Genomic DNA, 21,847 nt, shown 5'->3' with positions numbered 1-21,847 from the left:
AACCGAGGAGGACGGAGCCTGAGAGCGATGACCGATGTATCGGTGGCCAAGGAAGACGTGGCCGCGACCGGCGACCTGGTCGTCCTGAAGAACGTCAACAAGCACTTCGGCGCGTTGCACGTGCTGCAGGACATCGATCTGACGATCGCCCGCGGTGAGGTGGTCGTGGTCATCGGCCCCTCCGGGTCCGGGAAGTCCACCCTGTGCCGCACCATCAACCGCCTCGAGACGATCGACTCCGGCGCGATCGCCATCGACGGCAAGCCGCTGCCCGCAGAAGGCAAGGAGCTGGCCCGGCTGCGTGCCGACGTCGGGATGGTCTTCCAGTCCTTCAACCTCTTCGCGCACAAGACCGTGCTCGAGAATGTGATGCTGGGGCAGATCAAGGTCCGCAAGACGGACAAGAAGAAGGCCGAGGAGAAGGCCCGGGCGCTGTTGGACCGCGTGGGTGTGGGTACCCAGGCGGACAAGTATCCCGCACAGCTCTCCGGTGGTCAGCAGCAGCGTGTGGCCATTGCCCGGGCTCTGGCCATGGACCCCAAGGTCATGCTCTTCGACGAGCCCACGTCGGCTCTCGACCCGGAGATGATCAATGAGGTCCTGGAGGTCATGCAGCAACTCGCTCGCGACGGCATGACCATGATCGTCGTCACCCACGAGATGGGCTTCGCCCGTTCGGCCGCCAACCGGGTGGTCTTCATGGCGGACGGCAAGATCGTCGAGGAAGCCGTACCGGACCAGTTCTTCAGCAATCCGCGCAGCGACCGCGCGAAGGACTTCCTGTCCAAGATCCTGCACCACTGACGGATCCCGCACCCCTGACGGACTGCGTCTCGCAGCCGACGACCTGTGTCACCCCGCCGCTCCTGGCGGCACGCATCTCTTCTCCACACAAAGGATGTTCACCATGAAGCTCCGCAAGGTCTCCGCAGCGGCTGCCGCCGCCCTCGTCCTCTCCATCACCGCCACCGCCTGTGGCGGCGACGGCGACAGCGACAGCGGGTCGGGTTCCGGTGGTGGCGACAAGATCAAGATCGGCATCAAGTACGACCAGCCCGGTCTCGGCCTGAAGGAGCCCGACGGCACCTTCTCCGGCTTCGACGTCGACGTGGCCACGTACGTGGCCAAGGAGCTCGGCTACGAGCCCGACCAGATCGAGTTCATCGAGACGAAGAGCGCCGACCGTGAGAACGCGCTCGCCCGTGGCGACGTGAAGCTCATCGCCGCGACGTACTCGATCACCGACGAGCGCAAGCAGAAGGTCGACTTCGCCGGCCCGTACCTGCTTGCCCACCAGGACCTGCTGGTCAAGACGGACTCGGACATCACCGAGGCCACCGACCTCAACGGCAAGAACCTGTGTTCGGTCACCGGTTCCACCTCGGCGCAGAACGTCAAGAACGACTTCGCCCCGAAGGCCAACCTGAAGGAGACCGGCGGCTACTCGGAGTGCATCGCCGGCCTCCAGAGCGGTTCCGTGGACGCCCTGACCACCGACGACTCGATCCTCGCCGGCTACGCCGCGCAGGAGCAGTACAAGGGCAAGTTCAAGCTCGCCGGCCTCAAGCTGAGCAACGAGAACTACGGCATCGGTGTGAAGAAGGGTGACACCGAGACCGTGAACAAGGTCAACGCCGCCCTGGAGAAGATGGTCAAGGACGGCGCGTGGGACAAGGCCGTCAAGGAGAACTTCGGTCCGGCCAACTACAAGAACGAGCCCGCGCCGAAGATCGGCAACATCGTCCAGTAGCGCAAGGGTCCACCGGCGCGCCGCCGTCCACCGCGATCAGGGCGGCGGCGCGCCGCGCTATCCACGTACGCCACCCACCCGGAAGCGCGGGAGATCGTGTTCGATTTTCTTTCTGACTACAACGACCCGACCCTGTTGGGTGCCTTCTGGATGACGGTGAAGCTCACGTTCTTCTCCGCCATCGGTTCCATGATCCTTGGCACTCTCCTGGCGGCGATGCGGGTCAGCCCGGTCCCGCTCATGCGCGGGTTCGGCACGGCCTATGTGAACATCGTCCGGAACATCCCCCTGACGGTCATCATCATCTTCACCTCGCTCGGTCTCGCCGACATCTTCGGTGTGACGATGGGCGCCTCCGACTTCGGCGTCCGGGGCTTCCGCCTGGCGATCCTCGGTTTCGTCGCCTACACCGCGGCCTTCGTCTGCGAGGCGATCCGCTCCGGCATCAACACCGTGCCGATGGGCCAGGCCGAGGCGGCCCGTGCCATCGGGCTGACCTTCAGTCAGACCCTCCGGCTGATCATCCTGCCGCAGGCTCTCCGCTCGGTCATCGGCCCGCTGGCCAACGTGTTGATCGCCCTGACCAAGAACACCACCGTGGCGGCCGCGATCGGCGTGGCCGAGGCCGCCTACCTGATGAAGACAATGATCGAGAACGAGGCTGAGACGGTGCTCATCGGCGCGGTCTTCGCCTTCGGTTTCGTGGTGCTGACCCTGCCCACCGGCCTCTTCCTCGGCTGGCTGAGCAAGCGACTGGCGGTGAAGCGATGAGCTCCGTTCTCTACGACTCCCCGGGCCCCCGCGCCAAGCGGCGCAATGTGGTCATCTCGGTGGTCTTCTTCGCTCTGCTCGGCCTTCTCGCCTGGTTCGTCTGGGACAAGATGGACGAGAAGGGGCAGCTGGAGTGGGCCCTGTGGAAGCCGTTCACCGAATCGCAGGCCTGGACGACCTATCTGCTGCCGGGCCTTCTCGACACGCTGAAGGCCGCGGCCCTGGCGATGGTGATAGCTCTCCCCTTGGGCGCGTTCTTCGGTATCGCGCGCATGTCCGACCACCGGTGGGTACGGATTCCGGCCGCCTGGGTCATCGAGTTCTTCCGGGCGATCCCCGTCCTGCTGCTGATGCTGTTCGCCAACGAGTTCTACAACCGCTGGACGGACGTCAGCAGTGAGCAGCGGCCTCTGTACGCGGTCGTCACCGGTCTGGTGCTCTACAACGCGTCCGTCCTCGCCGAGGTCGTACGGGCCGGCATCCTCTCCCTGCCCAAGGGGCAGTCGGAGGCCGCCATGGCGATCGGCCTGCGCAAGGGCCAGACGATGCGGACGATCCTGCTGCCGCAGGCCGTCACCGCGATGCTGCCGGCCATCGTCAGCCAGCTCGTGGTCATCGTGAAGGACACCGCGCTGGGCGGCGTGATGATCGGGTTCACCGAGCTGCTCAACGCGCGCCAGACCCTGGCTGCCTTCTACGCCAACGTCATCCCCAGCTTCGTCGTCGTGGCGATCATCTACATCGTCCTCAACTTCATCCTCACCAGCTTCGCGAGCTGGCTGGAGAAGCGGCTGCGGCGCAGCAAGCGGGGCACGGGTGCGGTGCTCAGCGCCGAGGACATGGAGGAGCTGAACCCGGCGGCGACGGGTGGTACTTTCGGGACCGGCGCCGGAGGGTCGATCTGACCCCTGGTCACATCGCTTGAGCACACGGAGGGCAGTGGCATGATCGCCACTGCCCTCCGTCACTTGACGCAAGCACCGGCAATGGGTTGCATACGTTCTGTGATCGTGCACCCTGCTCCAACTTTCTGTTCACTCGCGTTCCTGGGGACACCGCTGCGGGCAGGGGGCGCCGCGCCATGGACCCGGTGATCATCGTCGGAGCGGGGCCCGTCGGGCTCACGCTCGCCCTGGCACTGGCACGCCAGGAAGTCCCCTGCGTCGTCCTCGACGAGGGCCCAGGCAAGGACGAACCCCGTCTCGCACGCTCCGTCGTACTGCGCGAGGACACCACCGCCCTCATCGAACGTCTGACCGGTGTGCCACTCGGCGAGGCCGGGACCCACTGGGCCGGATGGCGGTCGGTGCGGCGCAAGCAGGTGATGCGCGAGGTCACCTTCGACGACGCCGCCGAGGACCCCGAGAACCTCGGCGCCCCGAACCCTGCCCCCCTGCACATCGCCCAGCACGTCCTGACCGGCGCCCTGCGTATCGCACTCTCCGGCGAGCCGCTCGTCAAGATCGCGGTGGAGAGCCGCCTGGACGCCATCGAGCAGGAGACCTCGGGCGTCACGGTCCACACGCGCGGTCCGAAGGGCACCTGGTGGCGCGGCAGCTACGTGGTCGGCTGCGACGGCCCGCGCTCCACCGTCCGCAAGCTCATGGACATCCGCTTCCCCGGCCGTACGGCGGTCGAGCGACACGCCGTGGCCGCGCTGCGCGTGGAACTCCCGTGGGAGGGCCAGGCGTTGCTCCATCGGATGCCGCCGTGGCGGACGTCCGGAGCCTCGGGCGGGGAGGTCACCGGACGGCCGCTCCCGGAGGGGGTGTGGCGCCTGGACTGGCTGCTGCCGCCGGGCAAGGACCTGGTCACACCCGAGCTGCTCGTGGGGCACGTCCGCGAGACGCTGGCCGGCTGGTCCGAGGGACCGACACCGTCGTACGAGCTCCTCGACACCGGGGTTCACACGGTCCACCACCGCCTGGCGCGCCGTTGGCGCGTGGGCCGCGTCTTCATCGCCGGGGACGCGGCGCACTGCCTCGGCGCACTCGGCACGCACGGCCTCGACGAGGGCCTGCGCGACGCCGACAACCTCGCCTGGAAGCTGGCGCCGGCCTGGCACCACGGCCCGCGCGAGGCGCTGCTCGACAGCTACCAGACCGAGCGGCGCGCGGTCGTCGCCGCCCGGTTGCGCGCCGCCGACCAGGCGCTGCCGCTGCTGCGCACGGGCAGCGGGCTGCGCTCGTACGTCCGCGGCTCCGCCCGGGGCCTGGACGCCCTGCTGACGGACGGTCATCTGGGGCAGGGAGCGATCGGTTCGCCCGGCACGTACGCCGAGTCGCCGCTCGCGCCCAAGGAGCTGGAGGGCGAGGTCCCGGTGGACACGCCGCGCGGTGCGCCGGTCGCGGATGTACGGGTCACCGCGGAGGACGGTTCCTTCGTCCAGCTGCGGGACCGGCTCGGGCGCGGCGCCATGTTGGTCCTGCTGATCGCGCCGGGCACGGGCGTGTGGGAGCGCAAGCACTGGGCGACCGCCGGGATCATGCCCCGGCTCGCGGCCGCGGTGACGGCGCTGCCGTACCCGGCCGAGCTGCTCGTCGCCGAGAGCTATCCGGGCGCGGCCGCACACACCGTCCTGCTGGTACGGCCCGACGGTCATCTGGTGACGGCGCTGAGCGGCGTACGGCCCGCGGACCTGTACACGGCGGCCGAGACGGCACTGGGCGGACCGGTCAAGGCGAGCGCGGAGGAGGAGGCGAGCGCGACGGCCGGCTCGCGCTGAGCCCGGTCATCGCCCGGGGTCCGATCGTCAGGGGCTGCTTGGCCGAGGGCCTGCCCGTCCGAGCCTCGTCCGTCCGAACCTGCCCGTCCGAGCCCGTCCGTCCGAACCTGCCCGTCCGAGCCCGTCCGTCCGACGCCTGCCCGTCCGAGCCCGTCCGTCCGACGCCTGCCCTTCCGATGCCGGCTCGTCCTGAGGGCTGCCTCCCGTGACCCCGTCGTCGCCCCGGTGCTGCCTCTCGCAGCCGATCGCCCGTAGAGAGCCGCCCACCACCCGCCGGGCGGAATCGGACGGCAACCGGGCAGCAGGTGATCACCCCCAGCACCCGTCACGCCCGAAAACAGCACTCACCCTCACTGTGCGGTCCGCATAGTGACAGTGAGTTGACCGGCCCGCACCGGCGTGGTGTACTCCGGATCGTGACCGACACCTGTGTGCGCCTGTGGCGGAGGGTCCATATGGACCTCGTCCGCTATGCGGGCTGCGTGTGTCGCCCGTCCTGCTGAATTCGCATCCCCCTTCTTCTTCCCGCACGTACCGCGCCCTCGGCCGGTGCCGTAGCGGGCTCTTCGCGAACTCTCTTCAGGACGGTGCCCGTGTCTGTCTCTCCCGCCGCCGTCGGCGCTTCCGAGCCGGTTGCCACGCCGAACCCCGCTTCGGATCCCGCACCCCACTCCACCCCGGCCTCTGCCCCGCACCCCTCCCCCACGCAGGCGGAACTCCTCGACTTCGTACGCCGTACAGCCTCCGACGCCGAGCTGATCGCCTCGCTCCCGCTCGACCCCGAGGGCCGTACCTGGGTACGGCTCGAAGGCCCCGGCGGCAGCGAGGCCTGGCTGATCGGCTGGCCGCCCGGCACCGGCACCGGCTGGCACGACCACGCCGACTCGGTCGGGGCCTTCGTGACGGCGGGCGGTGAGCTCAAGGAGCACTCCCTCGCCGTCCGGCTGCCGGCCGACGGCTGGAAGACCCTGGAGCTGGCGGACGACGTGGACCGCTCACGCCGTCTGCCGGCCGGCAAGGGCCGTTCCTTCGGCCGCCACCATGTCCACGAGGTCCTCAACGAGTCCACCGACCTGCACGCGATCTCCGTCCACGCCTACTACCCGCCCCTGCCACAGATGCGCCGCTTCAGCCGCAGCGGACCGGTCCTGCGCCTGGAGCAGGTGGAACGTCCGGAGGACTGGCAGTGAGCGGGGCGGGAGGCGAGTCTGTGGTGGGTGGCGTTGACGAACGGCCTTTTGGCGGGCCGGAGTCGAGGGGCGGCGGCGTGAGCGGTGGGAGCGAGCAGCAGAGCGTCGGGAGCTTCCGATCGCCAGTGGGCGGCAACAGCACGGCTGAACCGCCGGTCGGCATCGACGATTTCCTGGAGCGGGTGCGCGCCGGCTACGAGCGGATCAAGCCCCGGGAGGCATACGAGGCCTTTCAGGGCGGCGAGGCTCTGCTGGTCGACATCCGGTACGCGGCCCTGCGCGAACGGGACGGCCTCATGCCCGGTGCCCTGGTCGTCGAGCGCAACGAACTGGAGTGGCGGCTCGACCCTCAGGGCAGCCATCGCGCCCCCGAGGCGACCAGTCACGATCTGCGGGTCGTGGTGATCTGCAACGAGGGATACGCGTCGAGCCTCGCGGTCGAGACGCTACGGCGGCTGGGGCTGCGCCGGGCCACCGATCTGGTCGGCGGATTCCAGGCCTGGCGGGCCGAGGGCTTGCCGGTGACGACGGAGGTGGGCCCGCCTCCACCGCCCCAGGCCGTGCACTCCCCCTGATCATCGGCTCAGCCCGAAGCCCGCCGACTACCGACCACTGACCACCGACCGGTCACCGCCCCGACGGGCGTGCCCAACACCCACACACGCCGGTCCCCGCCCGGAACGCGATGGGCGCCCCCGCGCGTCCACAGTGCTCCGGGCCGGGATCCTGCGGCTCGGTCGGTCTGTCAGCGGACGGGCGGGGAGCGACGCTCAGAAGCCCTCGTCCCCCAGGAAGGACGATCAGTAGCCCTCGTCCCCCAGGAACTCCGTGTCCTCGCCCTCTTCCTCCAGCGCCTGCCGGACCACCCGCAGGGCCATGCCCTCGGAGTAGCCCTTGCGGGCGAGCATGCCCGCGAGGCGGCGCAGGCGTTTGTCACGGTCGAGGCCCCGCGTGGAGCGGAGCTTGCGGTCGACGAGTTCGCGGGCGGTCGCCTCTTCCTGCTCTGAGTCGAGCTGGGAGACGGCCGCGTCGATCAGTGTGGAATCGACGCCCTTGGTGCGCAGTTCCTGAGCGAGCGCGCGCCGCGCCAGCCCTCGGCCGTGGTGCCGGGACTCCACCCAGGCGTCCGCGAACGCACTGTCGTTGATGAGGCCGACCTCCTCGAACCTCGACAGCACCTCCTCGGCGACGTCGTCCGGGATCTCCCGCTTGCGCAGGGCGTCCGCGAGTTGCTTCCGCGTGCGCGGGGTCCCGGTGAGCAGGCGCAGACAGATCGCCCGCGCCCGCTCCACCGGGTCCGCTGGGGGCGTCCTCTCCTCGGCCCTCGACGAGGAAGAGGCACCTCCGTCCTCACCGGACGACTCGGTACGACCGCGTCGACGACGCCCCCGTGAGCCGTCCGAGCCCCGAGTCCCACCGCGGCCACGACGCGAGCCGCCACCGGAGGCACCGGCGCCGTACGCCGGGCCCGACTCGTCGCCGCAATCGCCGTATCCCCCAGAGCCACCCGCGTCATACGAGTCGCCCGTGCCGTACGCATCGCCGGTGCCGTGAGCGCCACTCGCGCCGTACGGCGCCGTGCCGTCGTTTCCCCCGTCCGCGTCATGGACCGTGTCTCCTCCGGCGGTGTGTCCGCCCATACCGGAGGAGCCCTCGTCGCCGCCTCTCCCCTGCCCCCGCGGAGTGTCCGGATAGGCGGTGTGCTCGGCCCAGTCGGTTCGCCACGCCTTTGGATCAGACACAGTACGGATCAGCTCTTGGCGGTCGCGGCCTTGGTCTTGGCTGCCTTGGTCGCAGCCGGTGCCGGCACCGTCTTCGCGGCGTCGTCCGGGGTGGCGGAGACCGCGGCGTCCGCGCCCGGCTCGGCGGCCGGCTCCTCGGGCCGAACTCCGACGCCCAGCTTCTCCTTGATCTTCTTCTCGATCTCGTTGGCCAGGTCGGGGTTGTCCTTCAGGAAGTTGCGCGCGTTCTCCTTGCCCTGGCCGAGCTGGTCGCCCTCGTACGTGTACCAGGCGCCGGCCTTGCGCACGAACCCGTGCTCCACGCCCATGTCGATCAGGCCGCCCTCGCGGCTGATGCCGTGGCCGTAGAGGATGTCGAACTCGGCCTGCTTGAAGGGCGGCGCGACCTTGTTCTTGACGACCTTGCAGCGAGTGCGGTTGCCGACCGCGTCGGTGCCGTCCTTCAGGGTCTCGATGCGACGGATGTCGATACGGACCGAGGCGTAGAACTTCAGCGCCCGGCCACCGGTCGTGGTCTCCGGGGAGCCGAACATCACGCCGATCTTCTCGCGGAGCTGGTTGATGAAGATCGCGGTGGTCTTGGACTGGTTGAGCGCACTGGTGATCTTCCGCAGCGCCTGGCTCATCAGACGGGCCTGGAGACCGACGTGGCTGTCACCCATCTCGCCCTCGATCTCCGCGCGCGGGACGAGCGCGGCGACGGAGTCGATGACGATGAGGTCGAGGGCGCCGGAGCGGACGAGCATGTCCACGATCTCCAGGGCCTGCTCGCCGTTGTCGGGCTGGGAGAGGATCAGGTTGTCGATGTCGACGCCGAGCTTCTTCGCGTACTCGGGGTCGAGGGCGTGCTCGGCGTCCACGAAGGCGACCTGGCCGCCGGCCTTCTGCGCGTTCGCCACCGCGTGCAGGGTCAGGGTCGTCTTACCGGAGGACTCCGGGCCGTAGACCTCCACCACACGGCCGCGCGGCAGACCGCCGACGCCAAGGGCTACGTCGAGCGCGGTCGACCCGGTGGGGATGACCTCGATGGGCTCGTTCGGCCGCTCGCCCATGCGCATGACCGCGCCCTTGCCGAATTGCCGTTCAATCTGTGCGAGTGCGGCATCCAGGGCCTTCTCGCGGTCGGTTCCTGCCATGGGTTCCACCCGGTTTGCTTGAGTCGATCGCTTCACGTCAAAGACGCTAACGCCTGCCACTGACAATGCGCCCCGACGCCCGTCCGGCCTGTGGATAACTCGGGCACTTCTCCGTCGAAACCGTGGCGAAATGCCTGCCGAGCGCCTCGCCGGCACTTCCATGAGAATGGATGTTCGATTTTCGTGTCAAGCGCACCACGCGACACCTGGGGACACACGCCCGCGACCGGCCTCGCACACACCACGGCCGGACTCGGACACGCCTCGACGGACCCGCCGACCTAGCTCGATACCACCCTTAGCCCCCGCCCAACGCCAGCCTCATGAGCGTCAGATCGAGCCACCGGCCGAACTTCGTGCCCACCTCCGGGATCACGCCGACGCACTGGAACCCGAATCGCTCGTGCAGCCGGATCGACGAGGCGTTCTCCGACTCGATGCCGGCGATGACGACGTGGTGGCCCGCCTCACGCGCGGCGGTGATGAGCGCGGCAAGCAGTGCGGAGCCGATGCCGAGTCCGTGCCGGCCTTCGCGGACGTAGACCGAGTCCTCCACCGTGTGGCGATAGCCCTCCAGCTCCCGCCACGGCCCGTAGACCGCGAACCCGGCCACCTCGCCGTCCGCCTCGGCCACGAAGGCCGAGCCGCGCTCCAGGTGGGCGGCCAGCCAGGTCACGGCCTCGGCCGGAGACTGCGGGGTCTGCGTCCACAGGGCCGTCGAGTGCTCGATCGCGTGGTTGCGGATCCCGCGGATGACCTCCACGTCGCCGGAGTCGGCCGGACGTACTGTCACGACCGCCCGCTCTCTCTCGTATATTGGATTCATGTCCAACATAGTAGATCCTCTGGTGGGGCAGATCGCATCCCGCATCCGCACCGAACGAGAGCGGCGGCGCTGGACGCTGGCCCAGCTCGCGGATGCCTCCGGTGTCTCGCAGGCCATGATCAGCAGGATCGAGCGCGGCGAGAGCAGCCCCACCGCCGTCGTCCTCGGCAAGCTGTCGGCCGCCTTCCAGCTCAGCGTGTCCTCCCTGCTCGCCCTCGCAGAAGGAGCTCGCGACGAGACGGACGGGCTCGGGGAGGTGCGCCGCCAGGCCGAGGCGGCCGAGTGGCGCGACCCCGCCACCGGCTACCGGCGCCGCCAGATCACCAGTCCCCACTTCCCCGCGGAGATCGCCGAGATCCGCCTGCCCGCCGGCGCACGCGTGCCGTATCCGGCGGCGGCCTTCGCCTTCGTCCGGCAGGCCGTCTGGGTCCTCGACGGCCGTCTGACCTTCCACGACGGCGACACGGTCCACGAACTCGACGCGGGCGACACCATCGAGCTCGGGGAGCCCAGCGACCGCGTCTTCGCCAACACCACCGACACCGCGTGCCGTTACGCCGTCGTCCTCACCCGCGGCACCCAGCCGTGAGCCACGCCCTTCCCCGGGGCGGCACGTTCCTGCTCGCCTGCATAGCCGGTACGGCGATCGCGAACAACTACGCCATCCAGCCCGCGCTCACCGCCGTGGCCACCGATCTGGAGGTCCCCGCCCCGGTGATCGGCCTCGTCCCCACGGCCGCACTGGTCGGCTGCATGTTCGGCTTCGCCTTCCTGCTGCCCCTCACCGACCACGTCGCTCCGGGCCGACTGGTCTCGGCGCAGCTCTGCACGCTGGCCGCAGCCCTGGTCCTCGCCGCGGCAGCGACCGGCCCGGTACCGCTGCTGGCCGCCTACCTGCTCATCGGCGCCTCCGCCGGCGTCGCCGCGCAGGCCGGCAACATCGCGGGCCGGTACGCCCCGCCCGGACGCCGTGGGACGGGCGTCGCCACCGTGGCCGCCGGCATGTCGGCCGGCATCCTGCTCAGCCGTCTCGCGGGAGGGGCACTCGCGGACATCGTCGGATGGCGCCGGATGCTTCTCGTCTTCGCCGCCGTCGCCCTGCTCGGCGCGATCGCCGCTCTCACCCTCCTGCCGAGGCAACGGCCCCGGCCGGACCGCGGCTACCGCGCCACCCTCGCCTCGCTTCCCCCGCTCCTGCGCCACCACCCGCAGCTGCGCCGAGCCGTGGCCACCGGTGGCCTGTGGTACTTCGCCTTCAACCTCATATGGGTCGCCCTCGCCCTCACGCTGGCCCGGCCGCCCCACGCTCTGGGCCCCACCGCGATCGGCCTGTACAGCCTGGCCGGACTCCTCGGTTTCGCCGCGCTCCCCGTCACCGGGCGCCTCACCGACCGCTACACGCCCCGGACCGTGATCACCGTCTGCATGCTGACCGCCGCCGCGGGAACGGCCCTGCTCGCCACGGGCCTGGACAGCCCGCCGGCCACGGCGCTCGGGCTCGCCCTGTTCGATGCCGGCTGCTTCGCCGCGCAGGCCGCCAACCAGAGCCGCGTCATCGCCCTCGACCCCCACCGTTCGGGCAGCCTCAGCAGCGTCTATCTGGTGCTCTACTTCACCATCGGCGCCATCGGCACGGCCCTCGCCGCACCTCTGCTCGACATGGCCGGCTGGCAGGGCACGGCTCTCACGGCCATCACGGCGCTCCTCCTGGCCGCCGCCCTGGGACGCGCGCCCTCTGCCTCACAGCTCGGACGACGCCTCATAGCTCGAACGACGCCTCATGACTCGAACGACGCTTCATGACTCGGACGACGCTTCATGACTCGGACGACGCTCCCCCGCGTCACACGCGACAAGCCCGCCCGGCCAAGGTCAATCCGCCCCGTCCCGCGACCCTACTGACCCCCCGGTCCCCTCCGGGGGCTTCTTGCCGGGCTGTTCCGGCGGACGTATCCACAGCTCACGCGCGCGTGCGAACAACCCCTGCCCCCGCCCCCGGTGCCCGTGCACGCGGGGGTCGTCGGTGACGTCGTAGCGCTTCACGTACGCCCCCAGGAACGCCTGCAACGTGGCGACGGCCGGGATGGCGATCAGCGCGCCCACCGCACCCAGGAGCGCGGTGCCGGCGATGACCGAGCCGAAGGCGACCGCGGGGTGGATGTCGACGGTCTTGGCGGTCAGCTTCGGCTGAAGGACGTAGTTCTCGAACTGCTGGTAGACCACGACGAAGATCAGCACCCACAGCGCGTACCAGGGATCGACCGTGAACGCGATCAGCATGGGCAGGGCGCCCGCGAGATACGTGCCGATGGTGGGGATGAACTGCGACACCAGGCCCACCCACACCGCGAGCACGGGTGCGTACGGCACATCCAGGATCTCCAGCAGGATGTAGTGGGCGATGCCGGAGATGAGCGCCATCAGACCGCGCGAGTACAGATAGCCGCCGGTCTTGATGACGGCGATCTCCCAGGCACGCAGCACCTCGGCCTGCCGGGCGGGGGGCAGTACGGAGCACAGTGCGCGGCGCAGGCGGGGGCCGTCGGCGGCGAAGTAGAACGAGAACAGCGTGATCGTCAGCAGCTGGAAGAGACCGCCGAGGACCTGGGCGGACACGTCCAGGACGCCGGTGGCGCTGTTCTGCACGTAGTTGCGCAGCCAGTCGGACTTGAGCAGGCCCTCCTGGACGTCGACGCGGCGCAGTTCGGTGTGGAAGTGCGCGTTGATCCAGTTGATGACGGAGTCGAGGTAGTTCGGGAAGTCCTCGACGATCTTGATGATCTGGCCCGCGAGCATGGACCCCAGCAAGGTCACGAATCCGGCCGACACGATGATCACGGCGAAGAAGACGAGGGCGGTGGCCAGCCCCCGGCGCAGGCCGCGAGAGGCCATCCAGCTCACCGCGGGCTCGATGGCGAGGGCCAGGAAGAACGCGATGAGGATGTTGACCAGCAACCCGGTGAGCTGGTGAAAGGCCCAGCTGCCCAGCTGGAACACGCCGACGAGCGCCAGCGCGAGCACCAGGGCGCGCGGCAGCCAGCGCGGCATACGCCCGTTCGCCCCGGCGTCGCCCCCGGCCGGAGGCGGATCGGGCGGCGTCGTGCCGAACGGGGACCCGTGCCGGGCGATCTCCCCGGTCTCGTCAGTGCGTGCCACGGAGCAAGTCTCGCCCACGCCACCGACAATCGGCCCCGGTCCGCCGATCTTCGTTACCGGTCAGCGCTTCTCCCCCGGAACGTTCATCACGGCACACACCACACGCCACACGTCCTTGGCCTCCCAGCCGGACTCCAGCGCCTCGTGCACCGTGCGTCCGCCGAGCTCCGCCATCACATGGTCGCGCGCGAAGGTGTCGGCGTACCCCGAACCGAACTGCTCCGCCATCCGCTGCCAGAAGACCGTCAACCGCATGCCTCCAGTATCCCGCCCCTGGGGGTGGGCCTGAGCCGGGACCGCTTGCCGAGACCGCTTTCCGCCCTACGGTCTGACGCATGCCCGAACCCGGAGCTTCCGTACTCCCACCGACACCCCCGGCGCACTTCCCGCTCTTCCGAGCCGAGCAGTTCGTCTGGCTCACCGCGCGCGTGCTGGAACAGCGCCTCTTCGCGTACCACTTCCTGAACGGCGCCGCCGACCCGGTGGAGACCGCCCTGGACGCCTACCGCAACGAGGACGGCGGGTACGGCCACGCGCTGGAGCCGGATCTGCGCGGCCCGGTCAGCCAGCCGCTGCACGTCGGTCACGCCCTCCACATCCTGGACGCCGTCGAGCGCTGCGGCGGACAGCGCGTGGACCGCGTGTGCCGGTATCTGACGTCGGTCTCCACGCCGGACGGCGCCCTGCCGGCGGTCCACACCGGCCAGCGCGGCTACCCGACGGCCCCCTTCATCCCGGTCGTGGACGACCCGCCCAGCTCGCTCCTGGCGACCGGTCCGGTGGTCGGGCTGCTGCACCGCAACGAGGTCTGGCACGCCTGGCTGTTCCGGGCCACGGACTTCTGCTGGCAGGCGGTGGAGTCCTTGGAGAAGTCGCATCCGTACGAGATCGAGGCCGCCGTGGCCTTCCTGGACTCCGCTCCCGACCGCCCGCGCGCGGAGGCGGCCGCGGACCGACTTGGCCGCCTGGTGCGCGATCAGCGCCTCGCGGTACTGGAGCCGGACAACCTCGACTCGTACGCCGTCCCGACCGGCTACGCCCAGGGCGAGCACCACTTCCCGCACGACTACGCGCGGACGCCGCGCTCGCTCGCGCGCGCGTGGTTCACCGACGACGAGATGAGCCGCTCCCTCGACCACCTCGCCGGCGAGCAGCAGGAGGACGGCGGCTGGCCCGTCCGCTGGCGCCAGTGGACGCCGGGCATCCTGCTGGAGGCCCGCCCCATGGTGACGATCCAGGCGCTGCGCACCCTCAGGGCGTACGGCCGCCACATCGGCTGACCCGCCTCACCCGCCCAGCGCCCGCACCCCGGCGGTCACCACCACGGCCGCGCCGACGACGAGCAGGAAGGGCGCTCGCAGAACGAGCGCCACGGCGGCCGCCGCGACCCCTGCCGCCCTCGCGCCCAGCACCAGCACCTGCCCGTCGCCGAACGTCTGCTGGGCCGTGAGGGCGGCGAGCAGGGCGACGGGCAACAGTGCGGCAAGACGCCGTACGAGAGGCTTCTCCAGGGCGCCCGCGGGCACGAGGAGCCCGATGAGTTTGACGGCGTAGCAGCCGACGACGGTGGCGCCGATGGCGATCCAGGTGTTCACCGCGTCTCCCCTCCCAGGCGCCGTCCCTGCGCCCACAGCACGACGGGCGCGGCGAGCGCGGCCACCAGTACGGGCACCCCGGCCGGCAGCACGGGCAGCAGCCCGAGCCCCAGAACCACCGCAAGGCCGGCGACAGCCCGCTCGGTGCCGGTCTTCAGCATGGGCGCGAGGAGCGCGAGGAACACGGCGGGCCCGGCGGCGTCGAGCCCCCAGGCAGCGGTGTCACCGATGGCCTCGGCCCCCAGTGCGCCCAGCAGCGTCGTGAGATTCCACAGCACGTACAGACTCAGCCCGGTCACCACGAACCCGATCCGCGCACTGCGCCGAGTGGGCTGCGCCAGTGCGACGACCGTCGTCTCATCGATCACCCACTGCGCGGCGAACGGCCGCACCGCGCGCGTGAGGCGCAGCACCTCGGACAGCCGCAGCCCGTAGAAGGCGTTGCGCACGCCCAGGAAGAAGGCCCCGGCAGCCGCGGTGAACGGACTGCCACCGGCCGCGATCGCCCCGACGAGCGCGAACTGCGACGCCCCCGTGAAGACCAGCAGGCTGAGCACACAGGTCTGCAGGAGCGTGAGCCCACTGCCCGCCGACGTCACCCCGAAGGCGAACCCGGACAGCCCGACGGCGACCCCGACGCCCAGGGCGTCCCGTACGACGGCGGCATCGGGCTTGTCGTCCGGGCCGACGCGAAGATCAGTGAGAGCGTTCCGTTCTTGCACGCCCTCGACGCTAGGCAACCCGCTACCGCAGGTCTTGTACGTTCTTGCGCTCCCGCTGATACGCCCCCGGCGGTACGCCGATGATCCGGGCGAAGTGGCGATTCAGATGCGGCTGATCGGTGAACCCCACGGCAAGCGCCGCCTCGGCCGGCGACACCCCTGCATCCAGCAGCCTCCGGGCCCGTCGCACCCGCGCATCGGTCAGCCAGGTGTGCGGCGGCATCCCGTACACATCCCGAAAGGCCCGCAGCAGGGCGAACGGACTCGTATCAAGATCGGCAGCCAGCTGCTCCAGACTCGGCGGCTCGGCCATCCGCCCTTCCAGCACCTCACGCGCGCGTACGGCGACGAGACCCCCCGCGGTCCGCACCTCCCGCTGCGGCATCGCCCCACCGTTCAACCGCAGCAACCGCGTAACGGCCACCCGCAACAAGGTGTCCGCCGCCAGCGCGTTCCCCTCGTCAGCGGCCCGCAGCACCTGATGAACCAACCTCACCGCATAAGCGTCATCAAGCACAGGCCGAACAAACCCGGGCGTACCCCGCACAGAAGTGGTCTCGGCAGCGATCTCAGCCACAAGCTCCGGCGACGGATACACGGCGCCGTACTGCCACCCCTCAGGCACCCCGGCCCGCCCCGTGTGCGGCGTATCAGGATTGACCAACGCCAGCGCACCGGCCGCCGCGTACTGATCGGCCCCGCGATGATGAAAGACCTCCACACCCTCAGCGATCGCAGCGATCACAAAGTGCTCATGGGTATGCCGCACAAAGGTCTTCTCCACGTACCGGGCCCGCAGCAGATCGACACCGGGCAACTCGGCGTAACGCCAGTGCCGCGCCCGCTCCCGAGAACCCATACCCCCCATTCTCCGCGACCGGTCAGAGCAGGCCATCAGGGGCCACCCCACGCCGCAGCACCCGCGCACGGCGGCAAGGGGACGTGCCGGGGGGTGTCCGCCCGCAGCGGCGGGCGTCAAGACACAGCACCCTTCTGAAGCCGGGCAACCGCCCGACCGAGGACGGACACCCCCCGGCACGGCCCCGACCCACCACACACCCGCAGGCGCTGCACGAACCCCCACGCACCGGCACAGGCCGCCGCAGGCACCACCATTCCCCCAGCTCAGCCCGATTGTCAGACCCCGGGTGCAGGATGGACGCATGGTCAGCAACCCACACCGAGCCTTGACCGGCTTCTCCCCCGCAACCCGCGGCTGGTTCACGGGCGCCTTCTCCGCGCCCACGCCGGCCCAGGCAGGCGCGTGGCAAGCCATCAACGAGGGCTCGGACGTGCTGGTCGTAGCCCCCACCGGCTCGGGCAAGACCCTCGCAGCCTTCCTCGCCGCCCTGGACCAGCTGGCCTCCTCACCCCCACCGGCCGACCCCAAGAAGCGCTGCCGGGTCCTCTACGTCTCCCCCCTCAAGGCCCTCGCCGTGGACGTGGAGCGCAACCTCCGCAGCCCCCTGACCGGCATCCGCCAGGAATCCGTCCGCCTGGGCCTCCCCGAGCCCGAGGTGAAGGTCGGCATCCGCTCCGGCGACACCCCCGCCGCAGAGCGCCGAGCCCTGGCGACCCGCCCCCCGGACATTCTCATCACCACCCCCGAGTCCCTGTTCCTGATGCTGACGTCGGCCACCCGCGACGCCCTGACCGGCATCGAGACGGTGATCCTGGACGAGGTCCACGCGGTGGCGGGCACCAAGCGCGGCGCCCACCTGGCCCTCACCCTGGAGCGCCTGGACGAGCTCCTCCCGAAGCCGGCCCGCCGCATCGGCCTCTCCGCGACGGTCCGCCCGGTCGACGAGATCGCCCGCTACCTCTCCCCCCACCGCAAAGTGGAGATCGTCCAGCCGAAGTCGGGCAAGGAGTTCGACCTCTCGGTCGTCGTCCCCGTCGAGGACCTCGGCGAACTGGGCGGCTCCCCGGTGGCAGACGGCTCCGAAGGCGCGGAGCGCCCCTCGATCTGGCCACACGTCGAGGAGCGCATCACCGACCTCGTCCAGTCCCACCGCTCCACGATCGTCTTCGCCAACTCCCGCCGCCTCGCGGAACGCCTCTGCAACCGCCTCAACGAGATCGCCTACGAGCGCGCCACCGGCGAAACCCTGGACGAACACCACGCCCCGGCGGAACTCATGGGCGGCTCAGGAGCAGCACAGGGCGCACCCCCGGTCATCGCCCGAGCCCACCACGGCTCCGTCTCCAAGGAGCAGCGCGCCCTCGTAGAAGAGGATCTCAAAGCCGGCCGCCTCCCCGCCGTCGTAGCCACCTCCAGCCTCGAACTCGGCATCGACATGGGCGCGGTGGACCTCGTGGTCCAGGTCGAATCACCCCCCTCCGTGGCCTCCGGCCTCCAGCGCGTGGGCCGCGCGGGCCACCAGGTCGGCGCCGTCTCCACCGGCGTGGTGTTCCCGAAGTACCGCGGCGACCTGGTCCAGGCGGCAGTGGTCACCGAGCGCATGCGCACGGGCGCCATCGAGTCCCTCAGGGTCCCCGCCAACCCCCTCGACGTCCTCGCCCAGCAGATCGTCGCGATGACGGCGATGGACACGTGGCAGTTCGACGACCTCCTCGCCACCGTCCGCCGGGCCGCGCCCTTCGCGTCCCTCCCCGAGTCCGCCTTCACCGCGGTCCTCGACATGCTCGCCGGCCGCTACCCGTCCGACGCCTTCGCGGAACTGCGCCCGCGCGTGGTCTGGGACCGGGTCGCCGGCACGATCACCGGCCGCCCCGGCGCCCAGCGCCTCGCCGTCACCTCCGGCGGCACCATCCCCGACCGCGGCCTCTTCGGCGTGTTCCTCGCCGGCTCGGACCCCAAGAAGGGCGGCGGCCGGGTCGGTGAGCTCGACGAGGAGATGGTCTACGAGTCCCGCGTCGGCGACGTCTTCACGCTGGGCACCAGCTCCTGGCGCATCGAGGACATCACCCGCGACCGCGTCCTGGTCTCCCCGGCACCGGGCGTACCGGGCCGCCTGCCGTTCTGGAAGGGCGACCAGCTGGGCCGCCCCCTGGAACTGGGCCGCGCGGTGGGCGCGTTCCTGCGCGAGGTCGGCTCGCTGTCCAAGGACGACGCCCGCCTGCGCCTGGTCACGGCCGGCCTGGACGCGTGGGCGGCAGACAACGTCCTGTCGTACCTGGACGAGCAGCGTGAGGCGTGCGGTCACGTCCCGGACGACCGCACGATCGTCGTCGAGCGCTTCCGCGACGAGCTCGGCGACTGGCGCGTCGTCGTGCACTCCCCCTTCGGCGCCCAGGTCCACGCCCCCTGGGCCCTGGCGCTGGGCGCGAAGCTTTCCGAGCGATACGGCATGGACGCGCAGGTCATGCACGCCGACGACGGCATCGTGCTGCGCCTGCCGGATGCCGACCTGATGGGCCTGGACCTGCTGGACCAGGAGCCGCGCAAGGCCGGCACGGAGTACGACGCCGACCAGGCCCCGGTCGGCGCGGCGGACGTCGTCTTCGACAAGGGTGACGTCGACCAGATGGTCACCGACCAGGTCGGCGGCTCGGCCCTGTTCGCGTCCCGGTTCCGCGAGTGCGCCGCCCGCGCGCTGCTGCTGCCGCGCCGCAACCCCGGCAAGCGCACCCCGCTGTGGCAGCAGCGCCAACGCGCGGCCCAACTGCTACAGGTGGCGAGCGAGTTCGGCTCCTTCCCGATCGTCCTGGAAGCGGTCCGCGAGTGCCTCCAGGACGTCTTCGACGTGCCCGGACTCGTGGAGCTGATGGGCGATCTGGAGTCCCGCAAGGTGCGCCTCGTCGAGGTCACCACCCCAGAGCCGTCCCCCTTCGCCCGCTCCCTCCTCTTCGGGTACGTCGCGCAGTTCCTGTACGAGGGTGACTCCCCGCTCGCCGAACGCCGCGCGGCCGCCCTGTCGCTGGACTCGCGGCTGCTCGCCGAGCTGCTCGGCCAGGCTGAGCTGCGTGAGCTGCTGGATGCCGAGGTGCTGACCGAGCTGGAGCGCGAGCTCCAGTGGCTCACCGAGGACCGCCGCGTGAAGGACGCCGAGGGCGTCGCCGACCTGCTGCGCCTCCTCGGCCCGCTCACCGACGCCGAGTTGGCCGAGCGGGGCGCCGAGCCGCACTGGGCCCAGGAGCTGGCCGGCGCCCGCCGCGCCATCAAGGTCCGTGTCGCCGGCACCGACCACTGGGCGGCGATCGAGGACGCGGGCCGCCTGCGCGACGCGCTCGGCACAGCTCTGCCGGTCGGCGTCCCCGAGGCCTTCACCGAGCCGGTCAAGGATCCGCTCGGCGATCTCCTCGCCCGCTATGCCCGCACCCACGGCCCCTTCACCTCGGCCACGGCGGCGGCCCGCTTCGGACTGGGCGTGGCGATCACCGACGGCGCGCTCCAGCGGCTGGCCGCCGGCGGGCGCGTCGTACAGGGCGAGTTCCACCCGGCCGGCATCGGCCAGGAGTGGTGCGACGCGACGGTCCTGCGCCGACTGCGCCGCCGTTCCCTCGCCGCGCTGCGGCACGAACTGGAGCCGGTGCCGCCGGCCGCGCTCGCGCAGTTCCTGCCGCAGTGGCAGCACATCGGCAAGGGCCACGGGCTGCGCGGAATCGACGGACTCGTCCGCGCCATCGAACAGTTGCAGGGCGCGTCCGTGCCCGCGTCCGCCCTGGAGAAGCTCGTCCTGCCGTCACGCGTCGCCGGCTACAACCCCGCGATGCTCGACGAACTCACCTCGGCCGGCGAGGTCGTCTGGGCCGGAGCAGGCTCGCTCCCCGGGAAGGACGGCTGGGTCTCCCTCTATATGGCGGACGCGGCTCCGCTGCTCCTGCCGCAACCCCACCCCCTTGAGCTGACAGCGCTGCACCAGTCCGTCCTGGACACCCTCTCCGGCGGCTACGGCCTGTTCTTCCGCCAGATCGCCGACCAGATCCGAGCGACCACCCACCCCGACGCCACCGATCCCCAACTCGCCGACGCGCTCTGGGAGCTGGCCTGGTCGGGCCGTCTGACCAACGACACCCTCGCCCCCATGCGTTCCCTGCTGGGTTCGGGCCGCACCGCGGGCTCCACGGCCCACCGCGCCAAGCGCACGATTCCCCGGGGCCGCTACGGCTCCCTCACGGCCTCAGCCCGCCCCGCGTCCCGCACCGGCCCACCGACCGTCGCCGGCCGCTGGTCCGTCCTGCCGGCACACGAACCCGACCCCACCGTCCGCGCACACGCCCTCGCCCGCACCCTCCTCGACCGGCACGGCGTGGTGACCCGGGGAGCGGTCGGCGCGGAAGGCGTCGAGGGCGGCTTCTCTGCGACGTACCGCATCCTGTCCGTCTTCGAGGAGAGCGGCCAGGCACGTCGGGGCTATGTGGTGGAGGGACTCGGCGCGGCCCAGTTCGCGATGGACGGCGCGGTGGACCGCCTCCGCGCGGTCTCCAACGCCCGCGACCGCGGCGACGACCTGCCGGGTCCGGCCGCCCCCGACGCCTTCGGCCCGACTCCTCCGTACGGCACGGGGAGTCCCGACGCCGACGGGGCCGGCACTTCGGCGTACGACAACCCCGACGGCACGCCCACGTACGACAACCCCGACGGCACCCCCGCCTACGACATCCCCGACCTCGACCACGACTTCCTGGACGCCCACCTCGGACCGAGCGAATGGGTCTCGCCCCGCGACCTCGCCCCCGAGGCCGGCCGCCGTACCCCGCAGGGGCCGGCCTGGCACAACGGCGGAGGCCAGTTCGACCCCGGCTCCGCCTCCCGCCGCACCCGGCCCACCCCTGACACCCGGGCCGTCGTCCTCGCCGCCGCCGACCCGGCGAACGCCTACGGCGCCGCACTCGGCTGGCCCGAGCCTCCCACCGGCGCCGGGCACAAGCCGGGCCGCAAGGCGGGCTCCCTGGTGGTCCTCGTCGACGGGGAGCTGACCCTTTACATGGAGCGCGGCGGCAAGACCCTCCTGGCCTGGCCCTCGGCCCCGGACACGGAACCCACCGACGACCCCCGTCTGCACACGGCGGCGGAGGCCCTCGCCTCGGCCGCCCGTGCGGGCTCCCTCGGCACGGTCACGGTGGAACGGGTGAACGGCGCCTCGGCACTGACGTCCCCCATGGGCACCCTCCTGGAGGGAGCGGGCTTCATCGCAACGCCCAGAGGCCTACGCCTACGTGCCTGACGCCAGACACCCGGCACTCAGCCCTGACCACCAGCCCACCCGGACCGCCCCCGGGCCACAACCCACCCCGGCCCGCCACCCTGGACCCTCACTCACCCGCACG

At 71.0% G+C, this 21,847-nt stretch carries 20 protein-coding genes; 12 read left to right on the top strand and 8 right to left on the bottom strand.

What is annotated here, in order from left to right; translation table 11 throughout:
* Positions 1–27: 27 nt before the first annotated feature.
* The 8 genes from PGH47_RS31400 to PGH47_RS31370 all read left to right on the top strand — a co-directional run bounded on the left by PGH47_RS31400 (position 28) and on the right by PGH47_RS31370 (position 7,011).
* Positions 28–804, top strand: a complete 777-nt coding sequence (locus tag PGH47_RS31400; RefSeq protein WP_107907444.1) for an amino acid ABC transporter ATP-binding protein — start codon at positions 28–30, stop codon at positions 802–804.
* Positions 805–907: 103 nt separating this feature from the next.
* Positions 908–1,750: a glutamate ABC transporter substrate-binding protein gene (locus PGH47_RS31395; RefSeq protein WP_271666164.1), complete on the top strand. Its 843-nt coding sequence runs from the start codon at positions 908–910 to the stop codon at positions 1,748–1,750.
* Positions 1,751–1,846: 96 nt separating this feature from the next.
* On the top strand, positions 1,847–2,521 hold the full coding sequence (locus tag PGH47_RS31390; protein WP_125528945.1) for an amino acid ABC transporter permease: 675 nt from the start codon (positions 1,847–1,849) through the stop codon (positions 2,519–2,521).
* Complete coding sequence (locus PGH47_RS31385) at positions 2,518–3,426, top strand: amino acid ABC transporter permease (protein WP_271666163.1); 909 nt, start codon at positions 2,518–2,520, stop codon at positions 3,424–3,426. Before PGH47_RS31390 ends, PGH47_RS31385 begins: the two co-directional genes overlap by 4 nt.
* 176 nt (positions 3,427–3,602) lie before the next feature.
* Positions 3,603–5,246, top strand: coding sequence for an FAD-dependent monooxygenase (locus PGH47_RS31380; protein ID WP_271666162.1), 1,644 nt, complete (start codon positions 3,603–3,605; stop codon positions 5,244–5,246).
* A gap of 305 nt (positions 5,247–5,551) precedes the next feature.
* Positions 5,552–5,749, top strand: a complete 198-nt coding sequence (locus PGH47_RS43290) for a putative leader peptide (protein WP_443048578.1) — start codon at positions 5,552–5,554, stop codon at positions 5,747–5,749.
* Positions 5,750–5,839: 90 nt separating this feature from the next.
* Complete coding sequence (locus PGH47_RS31375; RefSeq protein ID WP_271666161.1) at positions 5,840–6,436, top strand: cysteine dioxygenase; 597 nt, start codon at positions 5,840–5,842, stop codon at positions 6,434–6,436.
* A 125-nt stretch (positions 6,437–6,561) separates the two neighbouring features.
* On the top strand, positions 6,562–7,011 hold the full coding sequence (locus PGH47_RS31370; RefSeq protein WP_271668194.1) for a rhodanese-like domain-containing protein: 450 nt from the start codon (positions 6,562–6,564) through the stop codon (positions 7,009–7,011).
* 225 nt (positions 7,012–7,236) lie between these two features.
* Here the strand turns inward: PGH47_RS31370 and recX are convergent, their stop codons facing one another.
* From recX to PGH47_RS31355, 3 genes are all read right to left on the bottom strand, one after another.
* Positions 7,237–8,178 carry a recombination regulator RecX gene (recX, locus tag PGH47_RS31365; RefSeq protein WP_443048577.1) on the bottom strand — a complete coding sequence of 314 codons (942 nt, stop codon included), beginning with the start codon at positions 8,176–8,178 and terminating at the stop codon, positions 7,237–7,239.
* Positions 8,179–8,186: 8 nt separating this feature from the next.
* The gene (gene recA / locus PGH47_RS31360; protein ID WP_093747493.1) at positions 8,187–9,314 is read right to left on the bottom strand and encodes a recombinase RecA; all 1,128 of its coding nucleotides are present in this window, start codon (positions 9,312–9,314) and stop codon (positions 8,187–8,189) included.
* Between the two features lie 298 nt (positions 9,315–9,612).
* The gene (locus PGH47_RS31355) at positions 9,613–10,140 is read right to left on the bottom strand and encodes a GNAT family N-acetyltransferase (RefSeq protein WP_271666160.1); all 528 of its coding nucleotides are present in this window, start codon (positions 10,138–10,140) and stop codon (positions 9,613–9,615) included.
* Between PGH47_RS31355 and PGH47_RS31350 the strand changes: the two genes are divergently transcribed.
* On the top strand, positions 10,139–10,729 hold the full coding sequence (locus PGH47_RS31350; protein WP_271666159.1) for a helix-turn-helix domain-containing protein: 591 nt from the start codon (positions 10,139–10,141) through the stop codon (positions 10,727–10,729). The genes PGH47_RS31355 and PGH47_RS31350 overlap by 2 nt on opposite strands.
* The gene (locus PGH47_RS31345; RefSeq protein WP_271666158.1) at positions 10,726–11,943 is read left to right on the top strand and encodes an MFS transporter; all 1,218 of its coding nucleotides are present in this window, start codon (positions 10,726–10,728) and stop codon (positions 11,941–11,943) included. Before PGH47_RS31350 ends, PGH47_RS31345 begins: the two co-directional genes overlap by 4 nt.
* A 69-nt stretch (positions 11,944–12,012) precedes the next feature.
* On the opposite strand, the gene PGH47_RS31340 is transcribed toward PGH47_RS31345, so the two are convergent.
* Positions 12,013–13,296 (bottom strand): AI-2E family transporter, encoded by a 1,284-nt coding sequence (locus PGH47_RS31340; protein WP_271666157.1) that lies wholly within the window; start codon positions 13,294–13,296, stop codon positions 12,013–12,015.
* Positions 13,297–13,356: 60 nt separating this feature from the next.
* A complete protein-coding gene (locus PGH47_RS31335; protein WP_271666156.1) occupies positions 13,357–13,551 on the bottom strand; it encodes a DUF3046 domain-containing protein in 195 nt (64 codons plus the stop codon).
* 80 nt (positions 13,552–13,631) lie between these two features.
* Here PGH47_RS31335 and PGH47_RS31330 point away from each other — a divergent pair, with 80 nt between their 5' ends.
* Positions 13,632–14,576 carry a hypothetical protein gene (locus PGH47_RS31330; RefSeq protein WP_271666155.1) on the top strand — a complete coding sequence of 315 codons (945 nt, stop codon included), beginning with the start codon at positions 13,632–13,634 and terminating at the stop codon, positions 14,574–14,576.
* A gap of 6 nt (positions 14,577–14,582) precedes the next feature.
* On the opposite strand, the gene PGH47_RS31325 is transcribed toward PGH47_RS31330, so the two are convergent.
* The 3 genes from PGH47_RS31325 to PGH47_RS31315 are packed head-to-tail and all read right to left on the bottom strand — an operon-like array spanning position 14,583 to position 16,481.
* Entirely contained in the window at positions 14,583–14,891 is a 309-nt protein-coding gene (locus PGH47_RS31325) for an AzlD domain-containing protein (RefSeq protein WP_271666154.1), read from the bottom strand.
* Positions 14,888–15,613 carry an AzlC family ABC transporter permease gene (locus tag PGH47_RS31320; protein ID WP_271666153.1) on the bottom strand — a complete coding sequence of 242 codons (726 nt, stop codon included), beginning with the start codon at positions 15,611–15,613 and terminating at the stop codon, positions 14,888–14,890. Before PGH47_RS31320 ends, PGH47_RS31325 begins: the two co-directional genes overlap by 4 nt.
* 22 nt (positions 15,614–15,635) lie before the next feature.
* On the bottom strand, positions 15,636–16,481 hold the full coding sequence (locus PGH47_RS31315; RefSeq protein WP_333938220.1) for an AraC family transcriptional regulator: 846 nt from the start codon (positions 16,479–16,481) through the stop codon (positions 15,636–15,638).
* A gap of 295 nt (positions 16,482–16,776) precedes the next feature.
* Here PGH47_RS31315 and PGH47_RS31310 point away from each other — a divergent pair, with 295 nt between their 5' ends.
* The gene (locus tag PGH47_RS31310; RefSeq protein WP_271666151.1) at positions 16,777–21,744 is read left to right on the top strand and encodes an ATP-dependent helicase; all 4,968 of its coding nucleotides are present in this window, start codon (positions 16,777–16,779) and stop codon (positions 21,742–21,744) included.
* Positions 21,745–21,847: the final 103 nt, after the last annotated feature.

The organism is Streptomyces sp. HUAS 31, from assembly GCF_028198125.1.
Classification (GTDB): domain Bacteria; phylum Actinomycetota; class Actinomycetes; order Streptomycetales; family Streptomycetaceae; genus Streptomyces; species Streptomyces chartreusis.
The sequence above is the reverse complement of the archived record's forward strand: the minus strand, read 5'-3'. Positions and strand labels throughout refer to the sequence as shown.